The sequence below is a fragment of the Xanthomonas sp. NCPPB 3218 genome (genome assembly GCF_056725185.1).
This window is the reverse complement of record NZ_CM161516.1, coordinates 3,719,300-3,737,742: the sequence shown is the minus strand read 5'-3', so window position 1 is coordinate 3,737,742 and position 18,443 is coordinate 3,719,300. Positions and strand designations below refer to the sequence as shown.

The 18,443-nt window shown below is 66.2% G+C and carries 11 protein-coding genes and 1 pseudogene; 5 read left to right on the top strand and 7 right to left on the bottom strand.

Annotation, left to right across the window (positions count from 1 at the left end; all coding sequences use genetic code 11):
• Positions 1 to 32 precede the first annotated feature (32 nt).
• The 3 genes from AC1PLS_RS15550 to AC1PLS_RS15540 all read right to left on the bottom strand — a co-directional run bounded on the left by AC1PLS_RS15550 (position 33) and on the right by AC1PLS_RS15540 (position 5,743).
• Entirely contained in the window at positions 33 to 2,420 is a 2,388-nt protein-coding gene (locus tag AC1PLS_RS15550; protein ID WP_024940250.1) for a TonB-dependent receptor plug domain-containing protein, read from the bottom strand.
• A 274-nt stretch (positions 2,421 to 2,694) separates the two neighbouring features.
• A complete protein-coding gene (locus AC1PLS_RS15545) occupies positions 2,695 to 3,120 on the bottom strand; it encodes a VOC family protein (protein WP_184433776.1) in 426 nt (141 codons plus the stop codon).
• Between the two features lie 238 nt (positions 3,121 to 3,358).
• Positions 3,359 to 5,743, bottom strand: a complete 2,385-nt coding sequence (locus AC1PLS_RS15540; RefSeq protein WP_104576462.1) for a TonB-dependent receptor plug domain-containing protein — start codon at positions 5,741 to 5,743, stop codon at positions 3,359 to 3,361.
• Between the two features lie 177 nt (positions 5,744 to 5,920).
• Between AC1PLS_RS15540 and AC1PLS_RS15535 the strand changes: the two genes are divergently transcribed.
• Positions 5,921 to 7,837, top strand: a complete 1,917-nt coding sequence (locus tag AC1PLS_RS15535; protein ID WP_228911092.1) for an ABC-F family ATP-binding cassette domain-containing protein — start codon at positions 5,921 to 5,923, stop codon at positions 7,835 to 7,837.
• Between the two features lie 50 nt (positions 7,838 to 7,887).
• Positions 7,888 to 8,388 (top strand): YcxB family protein, encoded by a 501-nt coding sequence (locus AC1PLS_RS15530; protein ID WP_046343867.1) that lies wholly within the window; start codon positions 7,888 to 7,890, stop codon positions 8,386 to 8,388.
• A gap of 18 nt (positions 8,389 to 8,406) precedes the next feature.
• Here AC1PLS_RS15530 and ampR read toward each other — a convergent pair whose 3' ends face one another.
• Positions 8,407 to 9,282, bottom strand: a complete 876-nt coding sequence (gene ampR / locus AC1PLS_RS15525; protein WP_054591037.1) for a LysR family transcriptional regulator AmpR — start codon at positions 9,280 to 9,282, stop codon at positions 8,407 to 8,409.
• 100 nt (positions 9,283 to 9,382) lie between these two features.
• Here ampR and bla point away from each other — a divergent pair, with 100 nt between their 5' ends.
• Entirely contained in the window at positions 9,383 to 10,276 is an 894-nt protein-coding gene (gene bla, locus AC1PLS_RS15520) for a class A beta-lactamase (protein WP_481103830.1), read from the top strand.
• Between the two features lie 111 nt (positions 10,277 to 10,387).
• A pseudogene (locus AC1PLS_RS15515) lies at positions 10,388 to 10,725 on the top strand (alpha/beta hydrolase); the annotation flags it as partial.
• A 69-nt stretch (positions 10,726 to 10,794) separates the two neighbouring features.
• On the opposite strand, the gene AC1PLS_RS15510 reads toward AC1PLS_RS15515, so the two are convergent.
• The 3 genes from AC1PLS_RS15510 to AC1PLS_RS15500 all read right to left on the bottom strand — a co-directional run bounded on the left by AC1PLS_RS15510 (position 10,795) and on the right by AC1PLS_RS15500 (position 17,630).
• The gene (locus AC1PLS_RS15510; RefSeq protein WP_481103829.1) at positions 10,795 to 12,945 is read right to left on the bottom strand and encodes a phosphocholine-specific phospholipase C; all 2,151 of its coding nucleotides are present in this window, start codon (positions 12,943 to 12,945) and stop codon (positions 10,795 to 10,797) included.
• Between the two features lie 226 nt (positions 12,946 to 13,171).
• A complete protein-coding gene (locus AC1PLS_RS15505; protein WP_481103828.1) occupies positions 13,172 to 15,583 on the bottom strand; it encodes a TonB-dependent receptor in 2,412 nt (803 codons plus the stop codon).
• A gap of 802 nt (positions 15,584 to 16,385) precedes the next feature.
• Positions 16,386 to 17,630, bottom strand: coding sequence for an MFS transporter (locus tag AC1PLS_RS15500; RefSeq protein ID WP_481103827.1), 1,245 nt, complete (start codon positions 17,628 to 17,630; stop codon positions 16,386 to 16,388).
• A gap of 454 nt (positions 17,631 to 18,084) precedes the next feature.
• On the opposite strand from AC1PLS_RS15500, the gene AC1PLS_RS15495 reads away from it, so the two are divergent.
• Positions 18,085 to 18,378 (top strand): FmdB family zinc ribbon protein, encoded by a 294-nt coding sequence (locus AC1PLS_RS15495; protein ID WP_016904137.1) that lies wholly within the window; start codon positions 18,085 to 18,087, stop codon positions 18,376 to 18,378.
• The last annotated feature ends 65 nt before the right edge of the window (positions 18,379 to 18,443 follow it).

Here is an 18,443-nt window from a genome sequence, read left to right as displayed (position 1 = left end):
ATGCCGGTCGCTGCCGACCGGCACGCGGCGATTTACCACTTGTAGCTCACGTTGGCGTACACCAGCGCACCGTTGAAACCGAACGGCGAGGCGCTGCTGTAGGGCAGGTAGGTGCGCGTGCCCAGGCCGGCTTCCTGGCGGTCGGGATACTCGTTGAGCACGTTGTCGCCGCCGATGGTGAAGTTCCAGTCGTTCAACTTGTAGGAGGCGGCCAGGTCCAGCGTCCACTTGGCCGCATAGGTCTGGTCGCTGCCGGCGTTGGTGCCGAAGGTGCTGAACTCGCCCCAGCGCGTGGCGGTGCCGGTGAACGACCAGTTGCCTGGCGACCAGGTGCCGCCCAGGAAGAACTTGTCGCGCGGCGTGCCTTCGGTGATGCGACCGAGTTCGGCGCGGCCGATGCGCACCGCACCCGGATCGATCGCTTCCAGCGCTGCCGGGTTGTCGGCGACCCGTTCCACTTCGGTCTTGTTGTAGTTGTAGCCGGAGGTCAGCTCCGCGCTGCCACCGTCCAGGTTCCAGCGATAGGTGCCGACCGCATCCACGCCCTGGGTCTTGGTGTCCACCGCGTTGGTGAAGTAACGCCCGCCACCGATGCCCGGGAAGCCATTGGCCTGCAGGTAATTACGCGCCGCATTGGAGGTGAGGTTTTCCGACAGCACGATGCGGTCATCGATATCGATGCGGTAGGCATCGACCGTGATGTACAGGTTTTCGATCGGCTGCAGCACCACGCCAAGACCGTAGTTCTTGGATTCCTCGGCCTTCAACGGCTCGGCACCGAGTGCGATCGCGGCCGGGTTGTCGGTACGGAAGGTGCCGATCTCGAACGGGATCGCAGTGACCGTGCCATTGGGCTGGGCCACGTTGAGGAACTGGGTGGCGATCGACTGGAAGTTCTGCTGCTGCAACGACGGCGCACGGAAACCGGTGGAGGCGGTGGCGCGGACGGCCACCTTGTCGGTGAACGCGTAACGCAACGACAGCTTGCCGGTGGCGGTATCGCCGAAATCGCTGTACTTCTCGTAGCGCCCGGCCAGGCCGGCCGAAAGCTTTTCGGTCAGATCCGCTTCCAGGTCGACGTACGCCGAATGGCTGTTGCGGTTGTAGTAGCCGGCGTCGGAGAGTTTGAAGCCGGGGAACACCTGTGCGCCCGGAATCAGTGTGCCTGCCGCAGAGGGAATGCCGCCATTGGCCGAGGACGCCGCGTCGCCGGGCGACTGGTTGAACTTCTCACCGCGCCATTCCGCACCGAAGGCCAGTGTGACCGGATACGCCAGGCCCCAGTCGAGCGTCTTGGTGAAGTCGGCATTGAGCACGTTCTGGGTCACTTCCAGCGTACCGGCATGGAAGTCGGTCGGGCTGGCCAGGCCCAGGCTGTTGTTCAAGCTGTTGCGCACATCGAAGGTGAGATTGTTCTGGCCGTAGTTGTAGCTCAGATCGATGTTCAAGCCGCCTTCGGTGGAGGTCTTCAAGCCGCCCACCCACGACACGTCCTTGCTGACGTTGTAGATCTGCGGCAGGAAGCCGTCCGGATAGATTTCCGGGCGGTTGCGGTTGTCGCCGGCAAAGCGGAAATAGCCGTTGGACAGCACTTCGCGGCGGCTGACCATGCCGAACGAGTAGAAGGTCAGGTAATCGGTGGGGCTGTATTCGCCGTTGAAGGAGATCGCGCCCTGGTCGATGTCCGGATCGCCGTAACGCTGCTCCACGCGGCCCTGGAATGGCAGTGCGCGGTTGGTCTGATCCGAATGCCCGGCCTGTGCGGCCAGATGCACCTTGCCGGTGCCGGCAAAGCTGAAACCGGCATCGCCGGACAGCTGATACTGCTCGCCATCGCCGGCGCTGTACTTGCCGTAGCGGCCATTGACGCTGCCGCCTTCGCCGCTGCCCTTGAGCACGATGTTGATCACGCCGGCAATCGCATCCGAACCGTATTGCGCCGATGCACCGTCACGCAGCACTTCGATGCGCTCCACTGCGGCGATCGGAATGGTGTTGAGATCGGCCGGCGACGAACCACGGCCCTGGGTGTCGTTGAGATTGATCAACGCGGTGCTGTGATAGCGCTTGCCGTTGACCAGCACCAGTACCTGGTCAGGCGACAGGCCGCGCAGCTGCGCCGGGCGCACTGCGTCCGAGCCGTCGGAGATGGCCGGGCGGGGGAAATTCAATGAGGGGATCGCGCGTGACAGCGCGGTAGCCAGCTCGGTGGTACCGGTCGATTCCAGTGCCTGTGGCGAGATGATGTCGATCGGCGATGCCGATTCGGCCACGGTGCGATCGGCCACGCGCGTGCCGGTCACGATCAAGGTATCGAGCGTTTTCTGGGTGGGAGCCTGTGACTGCGCGGACGCGTTTGAAGCGGAAAACGACAGTGCAAGAACAACGGCAACTGCGAGTGGACTGGTCTTGCAATTCATGCGGTGACAACTCCGAGTGGGGAACGGATGCATCGCAGGGGGCCCCCTCCCGGGCCGCGTCCGTTGCGGCAGCTGCGGTGCGTTCCCAACCATTAACCACGTGTAACCGCATGTCAAATTTTGGTTACGTTGCGCAAGTAACTGTCATGTATGACGTGCTACTGCCATCGTTGTCATTGTGCACCAAAGTGATGCGCGGTTTGCACCAGACCTGCGGTATCAGCTGCTTGCCTGCACCATCATGGACATCGATACCAGATATGAAACTTCTGCATCAGAACGTGATTTGCACCGCATCGGCACTGCGTTGCGCAGGACCATGGAACACCGCTTCGATGTTGTTGCCATCCGGGTCGAGCACGAACGCGGCGTAGTAGCTCGGGTGATACGGGCGCACGCCCGGCGCGCCGTTGTCGCGACCGCCGTGGGCGAGGGCGGCCTGATGGAATGCGTGCACCATGGCCACGTCGTGCGCCTGGAAGGCTAGATGGTGGCGGCCGGTGAGTTGGCCTTGCGCCATCGTGTCGCAATCGGACACGAACAGCTCGTCGGCCCAGAAGAATCCCTCGCCTTCGCCACCGATCGGAATGCCCAGCACATCGAGCACCGCCTGGTAGAAACGTCGGCTCGCCGCCAGGTCGTGGACGACCAGATGCAGGTGATCGATCAGGCGGCCACGTGAGAGCTGCGCTGCGTCCATGGTGGGTGCTCCGGCAGGGTGGAAGCGATGTTGATACCACCGCAGCCGCCGGCAGCTCTTCACGGCGCATCGATGCCCGCGCCTGGATGGCTGCATCAAAACGCCGCACGTACAACGGATAAAACGCACACGCCCCGGGCAGGCCGGGGCGTGTGGTCAGGCGTCAGGATGCGGCCGTGCCGCGCGCGTCAGCAACCGACACGTGGCAACACCGCAGCAGTGTGGATCGCTGTCTTGATTACCAGCGATAGTTGATGCGACCGTACACGTAGGCACCGTTGAAGCCGAACGGCGACAGATTGCTGTACGGGAACTGCCCGCTGGTGGAGTTGGCGAAGTTGTTCTCGTCCGGGTACTCGTCCAGCAGGTTGTCCGCACCCAGGGTCAGTGTCCAGCGATCGATCTTGTAGCTGGCCGAGGCATCCACCACCCACTTGGCACCGAAGGTCTGGTCGTTGATCGCCGCGGCCGGACGCGTGCTGTACTTGCCATAGCGCGTGGCACCCAATGCCAGCGTCCAGTGCTCCAGGTTCCAGCTACCGTTGACCAGGAACTTGTCGCGCGGGAAGCCTTCCTCGATGCGACCGCGTTCGGTGCGGTCGATGCGCTCCAGGCTCAGCCCGTTGGCCGACAACGCAGCCGGGTTGGTGGCGACGCTGCGCACTTCGGTTTCCGAATAGTTGTAGCCGGCGGTCAGGTCCACGCTGCTGGCGGCGAGCTGCCAGCGGTAGCTGCCGACCACGTCCACGCCGCGCGTACGCGTGTCCACCGCATTGGTGAAGTAGCGCCCGCCGTTGATGCCGAAGATGCCCTGCGCTTCGAGCAGGTTACGCACGCCGGTGCCGGTGAGGTTGGACGACAGCACGATGCGGTCGTCCACGTCGATCTGGTACGCATCCACGGTGAGGTAGAGCGCATCGGTCGGCTGCAGCACCAGGCCCAGGCTGTAGGACAGCGAGGTCTCGGCATCCAGCGGCTCTGCGCCCAGCGCGCGCGCCACGTTGCTGTCGGCCGGGAAGGTGCGGATCTCGAACGGGTTCGGATTGCCGGCCAGGAAGGTGGTGCTGGTGGACTGGAAATACTGCTGCGCCAGCGATGGCGCGCGGAAGCCCGACGCCACCGTGCCGCGCAGCGCGATCTTGTCGGTGAACGCATAGCGCCCGGACAACTTGCCCGATGCCTGGCTGCCGAAGTCGTTGAAGTCTTCGTAGCGCCCGGCCAGGCCGGCGGAGAACTTGTCGGTGAAATCGGCTTCCAGGTCCGCATACAGCGCGTAGCTGTCACGCGAGTATCGCCCGGACACGCTGGGCGCGAATCCGCCAAAGCCCTGCGCGCCACCAGCCAGTGTGCCGGCCTGGAAATACGAGCCCACTTCGCCCGGCGACTGATTCCACTTCTCGTTGCGGTATTCGGCACCGAAGGCCACCGTCACCGGATACGCCAGGCCCCAGTCGAAGCCGCGCTTGACGTCCAGGTTGACGATGTTCTGCGTGGTCTCCAGCGCGCCGTCGTAGAAGGAGGTTGGCGAGCTCGGCCCCAGGCTGACGTTGAGCGTGTTGCGGGTGTGGAAATCGATCTTGTTGTAGCCGTAGTTGTAGCTGGCATCCCAGTCCCAGCCACTGGCGGTGGAACCGCGCACGCCGGCCACCAGCGAGCGGTCCTTGGCGTAGGTCTGGATTTCCGGCAGGAAGCCCTGCGGATATACCGACAGGATGTTCTGGCTGCTGCCCGGCGCGCGGAAGAACGCGAACGAGGTGATGTCGCGGTTGCTGGCGGTGGCGAAGGCGTAGCCGGTGATGCTGTCGCTGAAGGCGAACTCGGTATTGGCCGACACCGCCTGCGCGTTGACGTCCGGGTCGCCGATCTTGAACGCCTTCTGGCCCACGGCCGGCTGCGAGGCGCTGGGTGCGCCGGCATAGCCGCGCGCGCGGTCGGTGGGGTCCTGCTGGTTGAGCTGGGCGGCCACGTGCAGCCAGCCGCGCTCGTTGCCGTAGGCCACGCCGGTGTCGCCGGACAGCTCGTAGTTGCTGCCGTCGCCGGCCGAATACTGGCCGAAGCCGGCCTGCAGGCTGCCGCCCTTCTCCGCGCCCTTGAGCACGATGTTGACCACGCCGGCGATGGCATCGGAGCCGTACTGCGCCGAGGCGCCGTCGCGCAGCACTTCCACGCGCGCGATCGCCGCCACCGGAATGGTGTTCAGGTCCACTGCCGCGGCGCCACGGCCGATGGTGCCGTTGAGGTTGAGCAGCGAGGAGGTGTGGCGGCGCTTGCCGTTGACCAGCACCAGCACCTGGTCCGGCGACAGGCCGCGCAGCTGCGCGGGACGGATCGCGCTGGTGCCGTCGCTCAGGGCCGGGCGCGGGAAGTTCAGCGACGGCAGCGCGCGGGCCAGCGCGGTGGCCAGCTCCGAGGTGCCGGTGGCCTGCAGCGACTCGGCGCTGATGATGTCGATCGGCGACTGCGACTCGGCCACGGTACGGTCGGAGACGCGGGTGCCGGTGACGATGACGGTATCGAGCGTATTGGCGGGCGCGCTGGCCGGGGTGGCGGTCTGGGCGAAGGCGGGGGAGGCGAGCAGCGCCGCAACGACGGCGGTTGCGAGCGTGGACAACGGGTAATTCATGACAACTCCGAACGGGGGTCCAGGCAGGACCAGCAAGGCTGGGCGGGGTCTGGTCGCGGCGATGCGAAGGGAACGACGGCCAGCCCGAAGGCGCTAATTATTCGTTAACGCTAGAATGGCGTCGCAGGAGTGCTGCTCATCTGCTCATTCCTTTTCGTTCTATCGGACTGTCCATCAATGATTTCCCTGCGCAACTTCTCCATGCGACGCGGCGAGCGTCTGCTGTTGTCCAACGTCGACCTGACCATGCACGCCGGCTACCGCGTCGGTGTGGTGGGCCGCAATGGCACCGGCAAGTCGAGCCTGTTCGCCGCGGTCAAGGGTGAACTGGAAGCGGACAAGGGCGATGTCGACCTGCCCGGCAAGGTGCGCACCGCCAGCGTCTCGCAGGAAACCCCGTCGCTGCCCGATCCGGCGCTGTCGTTCGTGCTCGGCGGCGACATCGAGGTCTCCGCGATCCTGCAGGAAGAGGCCGCAGCCACCGCGCGCGAGGACTGGGAAGCGGTCGCCAACGCGCACCAGAAGATGGCCGAGCTGGGCGCCTACGATGCCGAGGCGCGTGCCGGCAAGCTGCTGCACGGCCTGGGCTTCCCGGCCGACACCCATCACCGCGCGGTGTCCTCGTTCTCCGGCGGCTGGCGCGTGCGCCTGAACCTGGCGCGCGCGCTGATGATGCCCAGCGACCTGCTGCTGCTGGACGAACCGACCAACCACCTGGACATGGACGCGGTGCTGTGGCTGGAGCAATGGCTGCTCAAGTACCCGGGCACCTTGCTGCTGATTTCGCATGACCGCGAGTTCCTCGACAACGTGGCCACGCATACGCTGCATCTGCACGGCGGCACCGCCAAGCTGTATGTCGGCGGCTATACCGATTTCGAGCGCCAGCGCATCGAGCACCTGCGGCAGCAGCAGATCGCCCACGACAAGGAACAGGCCGAGCGCGCGCATCTGCAGAGCTTCATCGACCGCTTCAAGGCGCAGGCCAGCAAGGCCACCCAGGCGCAGAGCCGCATGAAGCGCCTGGCCAAGATGGCCGGCACCGAGGCGGTACGCGCCGAGCGCGAATTCCGCATCCAGTTCGCCCAGCCCAATCGGTTGCCGTTTTCGTTGATCCGGCTGAATCACGCTGCTTGCGGGTATGCGGCTGCGCCGCGGGAATCGGGAATCGGGAATGGGGAATCGCAAAAGCGTGGGTCCAGCGATGCGATTACCGTGTTGCACGATGTTGGATTCGGATTGGAGGCGGGTGACCGGATTGGTTTGCTGGGGCCGAATGGTGCGGGTAAGTCAACGCTGGTCAAGACGTTGGTGGGCGAGCTGCAGCCGCTGTCGGGCGAGCGCAGTGCGCATCCGGATCTGCGGATCGGCTACTTCGCCCAGCACACGGTGGAATCGCTGCACGAGGGCCAGTCGCCGATGGATCACTTCCGCGAACTGTCGCCGGATGGCTCCAATCAGGCGTTCCGTGATTTCCTGGGCAAATGGAACTTCGCTGGCGACCGCGCCTTCGAAGTGGTGGATGGGTTCTCCGGCGGCGAGCGCGCGCGCCTGGCGCTGGCGCTGATCGCCTGGCAGCAGCCGAACGTGCTGTTGCTGGACGAACCGACCAACCATCTGGACCTGGAAATGCGCGAGGCCCTGGCCGAGGCGCTGAGCGACTTCGAAGGCGCCATCGTGATGGTCTCGCATGACCGCCATCTGATCGGTCTGGTCTGCGACAGTTTCTGGCGCGTGGCCGATGGCGTGGTCGAGCCGTTCGCTGGCGATCTGGACGAATACGCCGCCTGGCTGCGCAGCCGCCCGGCCGCCCAGGGCACCAAGCAGAAGATGGCCGAAGTGGCGCCGACCCCGCCGCCGCCGACCAAGCCACTGCCGCCGAAGAAAGCCGTCAACCCGCACAAGCTGGCCAGCGCGGAAAAGCGCGTCGGCGAGCTGGAAGCCGCGTTGGCAGAGCTCGACCGCCAGCTGGCCAACCCGGCGAACTATGCCGACACCGACAAGATGGCGGTGCTGGGCCGCGACCGCGAGGCGACGGCGCAGCAGCTGGCCGCCGCCGAGGCGGCGTGGATGGAGTTGATCGAAGGCGCGTAACGCGCAGGCGTTACGATGCGCGTGGGGCCAAGCACAGGGAGGTAGGCAACATGATCAGCGCCACCATCAGTCTGGAAGACCATCTGGCCGCGCAGCGCCTGCATGCGCGACAGACGGCCAAGCTGTTGATCGTGATCCTGGTGGTCCTGCTGTTGATCGGGGCGGGGTTGCTGCAACTGATCGGGGCCGGCGAAATCATCGGCCCGATGCTGATCGGTGCCGGAGGCGGCGGCTTGATCGGCCTGGTGGTGTTGCACGTCTGGGGCTTGCCGCGGAAGATCAAACGCCTGCACGCGCAGCAGGCCGCGCTGCGGCATACCTACACCTTTGCGTGGGACGAGACCGGGCTGGAGATCACCTGGGCAGACGGGCGACTGCGCCGGCCCTGGTCCGATTACATCCGCTACCGCGAGAACGAGCGGGTGCTGCTGCTGTATCACAACGACCGCTTGTTCGAGCTGTTCGCCCCGCACTGGTTCGCCGACAGGGCGCACTACGAGGCGTTTCGCCGCGTGGCGGTGCAGGGGATCGCGGCATCCGCGCGTCGCTGAGCGCAGCGGCGGGCTCGCTCAACCGGAGCGCTGTTGCTCCGTTGTCAGCCAGTCGCGCAATCGCGCATCGGCATCGCCTTCCGGGCGCGAGCGCAGCCGGGTGAGCCAATAGCGTCCGGCGTCGATCTGGATCGGGAACGGGCAGACCAGGCGCCCGGCATCCAGATCCTGGCGAAACATCGGCAACGGCAACAACGCCACGCCGGCACCGGCGGCCGCCGCGCTGGCCAGCGTCAACGACGAATCGAACATCGCCCCGCGTGCGGCGACTTCGGCCACGCCCGCCGCGCGAAACCACTGCGGCCATTCGTCCAGACGGTACGAGCGCAATAACGGCAGCTGGGCCAGATCGGCCGGTGTGCGCAGGCCCCGCGCCATGCTGGGCGCGCACACCGGCGCAAACGGCGCCTCCATCAGCGCATGGGCGATCTGGCCCTGCCAGTCGCCGTCGCCGAAACGGATCGCCAGATCCAGCCCTTCGCCAGCCAGATCGACCCGGTTGTTGTGGGTGGAAAGGCGCAATTCGATCTCCGGATGCGCCGCATGAAAGGCGTCCACGCGCGGCAGCAGCCAGCCGGTGGCGAAGGTGCCGACCACGCCGACGCTGAGCACCTCGCGATAGCGCCCGTCGGCAAAGCGCTCCAGGGTCGCCGCGATGCGGTCGAAGGCCTCGCCGAGCACCGGCGCCAGCGCCGCGCCCTCGTCGGTGAGCGCCACACCGCGTGGCAGGCGGTGGAACAGGCTGCTGCCCAGTTGCTGTTCCAGCGCCTTGATCTGGTGGCTGAGCGCGGCCTGGCTGACGCACAGCTCGCTGGCGGCGCGGGTCAGGTTCTGGTGGCGCGCGGCGGCCTCGAAGGCGCGCAGGGCATTGAGCGGAAGACGGGGCCGGGGCATGCACAGAGATTAGTTCAATTCATGCCAGGGATCGAAACATCGCAATAGTCCGGTGGCCGGCATGCGCCGATACTGCGGGCTCTCACCGGGAGGCTGCTGCATGTTGAACCGTCGACAATTCTTGTACGCAACCGGCGCGGGCGTTCTGCTTGCGGCCTCCAGACCTGCATGGGCACTCACCCCGGCGATGACGGTGGACGATGTGCTGCGGGCGCAGTGGGCGGAGATCGAACGCCGCACTGGCGGCCGCCTGGGCATCAGCCTGCTCGACAGCGCCACCGGCGGGCGCCTCGGCCAGCGCGAGGATGAGCGCTTTCCGATGTGCAGCACCTTCAAATTTGTATTGGCTGCGGCAGTCTTGCAGCGGGTAGACCAGGGCAAGCTGACGCTGGCGCAACGGGTCAAGATCCGTGCCTCCGACATGCTCGAGCATGCCCCGGTCACCGAGCGCCATGTCGGCGGGGCGCTGAGCGTGGCCGAGCTCTGCCGGGCCACGATGATCTACAGCGACAACCCGGCCGCCAACCTGCTGTTTCCGCTGGTCGGCAACCCGGCCGGCCTGACCGCCTTCCTGCGCGGCATCGGCGATGCGCACACCCGCAGCGACCGCCGCGAGCCGGAGATGAACCGGTTTGCCCCGGGCGACCCGCGCGACACCACCACGCCGGCGGCAATGGCCGCCACCTTGCGCACCCTGTTGCTCGGCAACGCGCTGCAACCGGCCTCGCGCAAGCAGCTGACCGACTGGATGATCGACAACCGCACCGGCGATACCTGCCTGCGCGCCGGCCTGCCGCGCGGCTGGAAGATCGGCGACAAGACCGGCAGCAACGGCACCGACACCCGCAACGACATCGCCATCATCTGGCCACCGGCAGGCAAGGCGCCATTGCTGCTCACCGCGTACTTGAATGGCGCCAGCGTCGACAGCGATGCGCGTGACGCGGCGTTGAAGGCAGTGGCGGCCGCGGTGCGCGACAGCATGGTGGGGTGAGCGCAACGACCCGCTGCCTCCCGCGATCCATGTCGCGTGTGAGTCCGCAAGCTGCTTGCTGTTTCCTGCCAGCTGTTCGAGGTACGACCGTGCGCATCAGGGTGTGTCATTGCCATCGCCGTCTATCCGGGCCATCTGTGGGCGCACGACGACCGCGCCACACGCGATCCTACCCATCTGTCGCTGCGGCCAGACAGCACCGTCACTGCGCGGACGCCGCCAACCTTTTTGCTACAGGCCGAGGACAATGCGGTGGATGGCGTGAGTCAATCGCTGGCCTACCACGTGGCGCTCAAGCAAGCCGGCGTACCGGCAGAAAGGCATCTCTATGCCGAGGTGGCCACGCGTTCGGTCTGCGCGCGGGTGCATTGCCGATCACGCAATGGCCGCATGTGGTGGAAACCTGGTTGGGAACGATCGGCATGCTGGATGCGGCCGACGCGCACTGAGCGGCACCGTGCGCAAGCATGCTGAGCACGCAGCCGCCTGCGTTCTCACCGCAGGCCCGGCTGCAAGGTTCAGCCGGGTGCCCCGAACGGCAAAGGCAGATCTTGCTGCAGCCGCGCCGGCCCGCCCATGGCTGGATCGCTGACGCTGTCTGCACCGGTTTCGATACGTCCGGCCAAGCGCTGGGCTGCGCCGTCGTGGTGTACCCACAGGTCGTACCAGCCGCCAGTTGCCGCCGCTGTCCAACGGCGCTGCTCGGTGGTGCCGGGTGCAACGCTCAGGCGTTCGTGCGGCTGCGCGGCTGAATATGCGGCCGGTTGCAGCTCCACCTGCACGGCAGTGCTGCCGGCATTGCGCAGCGATAACGACACGGCCGTAGGATCGTTTGCATCCTGTGTGATCTCGGTCACCAGCAACGGTGCGCTCAGATCGCCACGGTAGTGACGATGGAATCCGTTGGGGCCGAGCAACCACAGATCGTAGCGGCCGTCGTCGGTGGTCCACGTGGCATCCACTGCTGCGCCGCTCCCTACGGTGTAACGGCGCGGAATCGCCGCAAGATCGAAGCGGTCGTAGACATGCAGGACCACCGCAGCACCCGCGTTGGACATGCGCAGCCTCACCTGGCCACGCTCGGGCAACGCGGCCAGTTCCACGCTTTGGCGATACGGCAGCGCCCGCGAACGGCGTGTACCGAAGGGCTGCTGCGGCGGTTGCAACGCGGCAGGCAAGGGCGGCAGTGCGTGTTCGCGCAGGGCTGCCGCGCGCGCTGCGGTTGCGCTGACATCGGGCAGCGCCGCGGCGAACGGGCGCGCATCGGCCGAGCGGAAATCGAACGCATTGACCAGGTCGCCACAGACTGCGCGCCGCCACGGTGTGATCTCCGGTGCGGGCACGCCGAAGCGGCGTTCCAGCAGCCGCAATACCGATGTGTGGTCGTACACCTGCGAGTCCACCCAGCCGCCGCGGCTCCACGGCGAGATCACGTACAGCGGCACGCGCGGACCCAGGCCATAGGGGCTGCCGCGCAGCTCGGGCAGATCCACTTTCTGTTCGCCCGGTGCCGGGTGGCGGTGGTAATCGTCGTCGGTGGCGATGCTGGATGCGCCGGCAAGGCCGCCGGCCGCGCGTGGGTCCGGCGACGGCGGCGCCGGCGGCGGCATGTGATCGAAAAAGCCGTCGTTCTCGTCGAACATCAGCAGCAGTGCGGTGCGGCTCCATACCTGCGGGTCGGCGGTGAGCGCATCCAGCACGCGTGCAGTGTAGGCTGCGCCTTGCGCTGGGCTGGAGGGATCAGGGTGTTCGCTGCCGGCCGCATCGGCAATGATGAAACTCACCGATGGCAGTTGCCCGCCCAGCACATCGGCGCGCAGCTGCTCGACACCGCGCGTGCTGACACCACGCGCACGCAGTTGCGCATCGTGCCCGGGCGCAGCAGCGAAGGCCTGCCGGAACGGCGCAAAGCCCGCCAACGGGTTGTCGGTGAAGTTGTCGCGCATGTCCTGATAGATCTGCCAGGACACGCCGGCGTTCTGTAGCTGCTCGACGTAGGTCGTCCAGCGGTAGGGGTCGGCAAAACCGCCCAGCTCCGCAAAGTTGTCGTGCGAGTTGCCGATCACCGGGCCACCGGCCCGCGCCTGCGGATCGTTGCCGCCGCTCCACAGGAACACGCGATTGGAATTGGTGCCAGTCTGGATTGAGGCGTGGTACGCATCGCAGATGGTGAAGGCGTCGGCGAGCGCGTACTGGAACGGAATATCCGCGCGCCGGTAATAGCCCAGCGCATGGTTGTGCTTGGCGGCGGCCCAGTGGCCGAGCCTGCCGTGATCCCAGGCGCGCTGCGCATCCACCCAACTATGCGGCGTGCCTTGCACGCGCATGAAGCCGAATTGCGCTGCCGTATCCAGCGCAAACGGCGTCAGCCATTGGCGGCCGTCCTCGCTGGGCTGCAGCCACACCGTGCGCGCGGGCGCGCCCGGTAGCGGCGGTGCGGGAATCGGAAAACGATCGCCGAACCCGCGCACGCCGGGCAGGCTGCCGAAGTAATGATCGAAGGCGCGGTTTTCCTGCATCAGGATCACCACATGCTGCAGATCCTCCAGCGTGCCGGTGCGGCGGTCCGGCGCGATGGCGGCGGCCCGCGCGATGCTGGGGGGCAGCAGCGCGGCGGCGGCACTGGCAAGCCCGGTCTGCAGAACGCGGCGGCGGGGAAGGTCGATCATCGTGTCACCTGGTTGGCGCTCCCATCCTGTCTGCGCTGGAGCGGGCTGAGCGTAACCGACGCGTCAGCGGCTTTATTGTCTTGCGCTTGCAACACCGCCGATCCTCTCCGTTTGCACCTGTGTGGCAGGCGATGCAGGGGGCGGATCGGGTGGCGTGTCTTCAGCCCGATCCGCTCCAGTACATCGCAAAGCCTATCCCGCGCAGGTCGGCAATGCGCCGCCGACGTTAGAGATCCAGCGTCAACGTCAGCCCGACCGTGCGTGGCGCGGCGATAAAGGCACTGTCGCTGCCGTCCACGCCTTCCAGGTAGCGTTTGTCGGTGAGGTTGCTGACGTTGAGCGCCAGCTGCAGGCCCTTGAGCTGCGACGACAGCTGCGACAGCTCCACCCCGAGGTTGGCATCGAAGGTGGTCACGCCATCGAGTGCGGCGCGGTTGGAGGCATCCAGGTAGCGCTTGCCCAGATAGCGCCCGGACACACCGAAGCGCCACGCCTGGCCGCGCCAGTCCGCCGACATCACCAGGGTGTTGCGCGGTTGGCCGATCACCTGCGCGCCCGGGGTGATCTCCAGCGCGGTATCGCGTGCGGCGTCGCCGCTGCCCAGGTAATCGGCCTTGTTGTAGGTGTAGGCACCGTTGATGCGCCAGCCGTTGTCCCAGCCATAGCCCAATGCCGCTTCCACGCCGCGCGCATGCACGCCGCCGAAGTTCTCGTACACGCCGTCGGTTTCGCCAAGGTAATCGATGCCGGTGACGAAGTTGGCCGGCACATAGACGATGCGGTTGTCGAAGCGGATGTCGTACAGGGTCACACTGCCGGTCAGCGGCCAGCGGCTGAGACGCAGGCCGAGTTCGACGTTGTCGGCGGTCTCCGGTTGCACGCGGCTCAGTGCGACCGGGTCGGTCTCGCCGAGCACGCCGGACGGAATCGCAGCGAAGTTCTGCGAGTAGCCGGCAAAGGCTTCCAGGCCCTGCACCGGGGTGGTCCAGGTCAGGCCGGCCGACAGCAGCGGGTCCGAATGCGAATCCGATTCCACATGCTGCGCATCGCCGATGCGGCGGTCGCGGGTCTGGTCGACGAAGAACTGCTTGACGCCCACGCGCCAGGCGAAGGCGCCGTAGCGCATCACGTCCTCGACGTAATACATCTGCTCGTCGGTCTGGTAGTTGTCCTTGAACTGCACCCAGTACGGCTGGTGATCGAAGCTGATGTTGGTGCCGACGTTGAGCAGGCGATGCCAGTCGCGGGTGACACTGCGGTCGTAGCGCTCCAGCCAGGCGCCGGCGCGCACGGTGTTGTCGATGGCGCCGAGTTTGGCGCGCCATTCCACATCGGCCATCGCGCCGGCGCGGTGGTTGTCGTAGTGGCTGTGCCGATACGACTGCACCGGCACCGAGCCGGCCGGATAGCAGGCCGGGTTGGATTCGGCCGGCACCGCATCGCTGCCGGCGCAACCGGCCAGCATGGTCGCGGCCGCGCCGCCGGGCGTGAGGTAGTACAGCTTGCCCAGGTCGCTGCCGGCGTACACGGTGTTGCCGCCACGCGCTTCGGATTCCGGCGCGCCGGCGCCATCGTTGGTGACATCCACCAGATACGGCGGAATCCAGTCGCCGCGGCCCTGCATGCGATGCGCATAGCCGGTCAGCGTGGTCTTGAAGCCGTTGCCGCCATCGAAGGCGCCACGCAGGTAGCCAAAGGTATTCTTGCGCAGCGCACGCGAGCCGGAGCGGTAGTTCTGGTCCAGGTACGGAATGCCGGTGAGCGTGCCGTTCAACAGATCGTGCTCGGGGTCGCGCGCGAACTGCTCGGGCGTCACGCTGGTGTATTCGGATTCGTCGGCATCGTCGTAGGAGGCGTAGCCGCTGAGGGTCCACTTGTCCAGGATGCTGACGAACTTGCCGGCCAGATGATCGCGGCTGGTGTGGCCGCTGCCGTCGATCCAGTCGTCGTTGCGTGCCGACGAGCCGCTGACCCAGGCGCGTGTGCTGCCCCCGAGCAGGCCGGTGTCGTAGCGCGCGTAATACTTGCGCGCCTGGTTGTCGCCGATGCCGCCGATCACGCGCACGCGCTGCTCTTCCAGCGGCTCGCCGGTGAGATAGTTCAAGGTGCCGCCCAGCGCTTCGTTGGAGCGCGAGGCGATGTCGGCGGTGCCCTGGCTGACTTCCACCGTTTCCAGGTCCGGCATGTCGATGAAACGGTTGGCCTTGGAGCCGCCGCCATACGCCGAACCGCCATTGGGCACGCCATCGATGGTGGTGCCGATCTGCTGGGTATCGCGATTGCTGACAAAGCCGCGCATGCTGATCTGGGTGCCCCAATCCGACGAGCCGAAGGCATCGGCCTCGGTGACCACCACGCCGGGCAGTTCGTTGAGCGCATCGTTGACGCTGCCGAGCACGAACTGGCGGTCCAGCATTTCCTTGCTGACGTTGGTCTTGGAATACGTCATCGCCTGGCCGACCACCTGCACCTGATCCAGCGTGGACACCTGTTCGCCAGCGCTGCCCGGTTCGGCCGCAGCCGGGCCAGACGCTGCGCCATCTGGGACTTGTTGCGCATAAGCGGGCAGGGTGAGCGGAACCAGCAACAAGGCGAGCGTGGCCGGACGGCGCACGCGCGAGGAGGACGTCGAATCCATTGCAATCCAACAAGCGGGGAGGGTCTGCAAAGACTGCCGCGCTTGCATTGCGTGATGATGACCGCGCTAAAGGTGTGGCCGGGATCACCAGATGGACTTGGGAAGTCCTAACGTCGGGACGATGGCGATTCAGCGCTGTCTGGATGTTTCCGGGCCGCGCTATTGCAAGACACCCGGAGTTTCGTGTCGCAGCGTTGTCTCCACTTCAAGACAAGCGATTTCGAGTCGTCGCGTTGTTGTAGATGCACTCAAGTACTTAGGTAAAAAAAGCCTGGTGAGTCGAGTGCGCGGTGCCCTCACCACTTGCAGGACACGCCGTGAATCCGTCCATGGAGGCTCCTTGGCGGCATCCATGCCGCCAAGGGTCCCGCAACCGGTAAGGACACCACACCAGGAAGTTGGTCGGTGGCCGCGTGAAAAGCCGCTTGTCGAAACGTGTGTCGGGTTTCGAGCGGCACACCCTATCGAGCAACGCGCATCACGCACTGCTCTTAACCATGCACACCGACCATCTCGACTGGTCCTTGTCCGCTCACCGTCGCGGGACCTTACGCGGCATGGATGCCGCGTAAGAGCCTACAAGGATGTACTTGCGGCGTGTCCCGCGACGGGGGGCGGGCAAGGGCCTTGCAGCCAGGCCGCAGATCAACCGCTTGACAACTGATCCATCCAAAAAGTCGTCCACCAGCTGCTTCGCCTTGCGGCGCCCCTCGCAATGGTGGGCGGGCAAAGGGGCCTCTGCAGCAACGCCGCAGATCGCCTGATCAGCAGCGCAGCGACTGACGACGGTGAAACAGGTGTGTCAGCCGCCCTTGACGTGCGGCGGTGCTTCGGCCTGTTGTGTTTCCGGCATCAACTCCAGCGCAGATGGCGTGGTGCGCAGCATCGGGCGGAACAAGATCGGATGGGTGCGGCGGCGCGTGAAGCGCAGCAAGCGGGTCAGCGTAAATCCGGACAGTGCCAGCAGCATCACCGCGAAATACACCGGCAGTGCCGCTGGCCCGAATTTCTGCATTGCGCCGCCGGCCAGGGCCGGACCGATCGCTGCGCCCACGCCATGCACCAGCAGCAGGCTGCTGCAGCCGGAGAGCAGATCTTCGCGCGGCAGGTAATCGAGCATGTGCGCCACCGCAAACGGATACAGCGAGAACGCCAGCCCGCCGTACACGAAGAACAGCACGAACAGCAGGTTTGCCTGTGCCTGCACCATCGGCACCGCGGCAGCGATCGCAATGCCGGCTGCCAGCACGCTGATCGTGACCAGGCCGATGCGCCGGTCATGGCCATCGCTGATGCGCCCGATCGGCCACTGCAACACCGCGCCGCCGATGATGGCGGTGAGCATGAACATCGCCACGCCATCGGCATCCAGCCCGATGCGGTTGGCGTACACCGGCAACAAGCCCCAGAACGCCCCCATCGCCAGGCCCGACAGTCCCGCGCCGATGGTCGCCACCGGCGCCAACGCGTACAGCGTTTTCAGTCGCAGCCGCGAGACGTGCGGCACTTCGGGCGGAATCAGGCGCGTGGTCATCACCGGCATCACCGCCGCACAGATCAGGATTGCCGTCAGCGTGAACATCGCCGGTGCGCCCGCATCGCCTGCAGTGAGCAGGATCTGGCCCAGCGCCAACGCCGACAGATTGATCGCCATGTACACCGAGAACACCCGACTGCGCCGACGCGCGTCCGGCTCGGCGTTGAGCCAGCTCTCGATCACCGTGTACAGGCCGACCAGTGCCGCGCCGGTGACCAGGCGCAGCAGGCCCCAGCCCCAGGCATTCAACCAGATCGGATGCAGCAACACGGCAATCGCCGCCAGCGCCGCGTAAAAGGCGAATGCGCGGATATGCCCGATGCGCCGAATCAGCGGCGGTGCGAAAAAGGTACCGAGAAAGAAGCCGGCGAAATACCCGGACATGATCAGGCCAAGCGCACGCGCATCGAAACCGGCCTGGCCACCGCGCACGGCAAGCAAGGTGCCGAGCAGCCCGCTGCCGGTCAGCAGCAGGGCAACGCCCAGCAATAAGGCAGTCAGCCGCAACATGGATGCGGTCCTCGTGGGGGGAGAGGCGCGTCGATCACGTGTTCGAGTGTAGCAGCCCAAGTCGTGCGGCTTGATCGAAACGACCTGGCTCTGTAGCTCTCGATACCCGCTGATGCGATGTCAGGCCGATGCGAAGCGTGGGCTTCTGGCGTGCGGGATGACTACCTTATCTACCCGCGCAGTTCGGGCAGTCGCGCCGATCTGATGACCATCCATTACGCAGATTCGCGTTCTTCGGCATACGCGCGAACACTCCGACCGTCCTGCTACCTGCCGATGAGTGCTGCGGTGGTCAGCGAGGGCACCTAGCGCAAGCGCGACGCAACCACCATCGATCGATGTCTCTCACCCGCAAGATGTTCGCGCGCGTGCAGGGTCGCAGACGGCCCACTGCACCTGCCCGCCCGCATCCGTCTAGAATCTGCGCCCCGCATCGTCTTCAGCTGATCCTGCCATGCCCATCTACGGTTTCCAGTGCACCACCTGCGGTCACGCCTTCGATCGCCTGCAGAAGATGGCCGACCCAGATCCGCAGACCTGTCCGGCCTGCGCGGCGGCCACGATCAAGCGCCAGATCACCGCGCCCTCGTTCCGTCTGTCCGGCAGCGGTTGGTACGAGACCGACTTCAAGTCGGCGGGCGAGAAGAAGAAAAACCTCACCGAGAGCAGCAGCGCCGGTGGCGATGCCAAGCCTGCGGCCGCCGCCGAGAGCAAGCCTGCTGCCAAGCCCGCGGCCGACCCCGCCTGAGCCGGACCAGCGCGCCGCAGCCGCTGGCAGGGCGGACGTCCCAACCCCTGGGCCCAGCCGCCCGC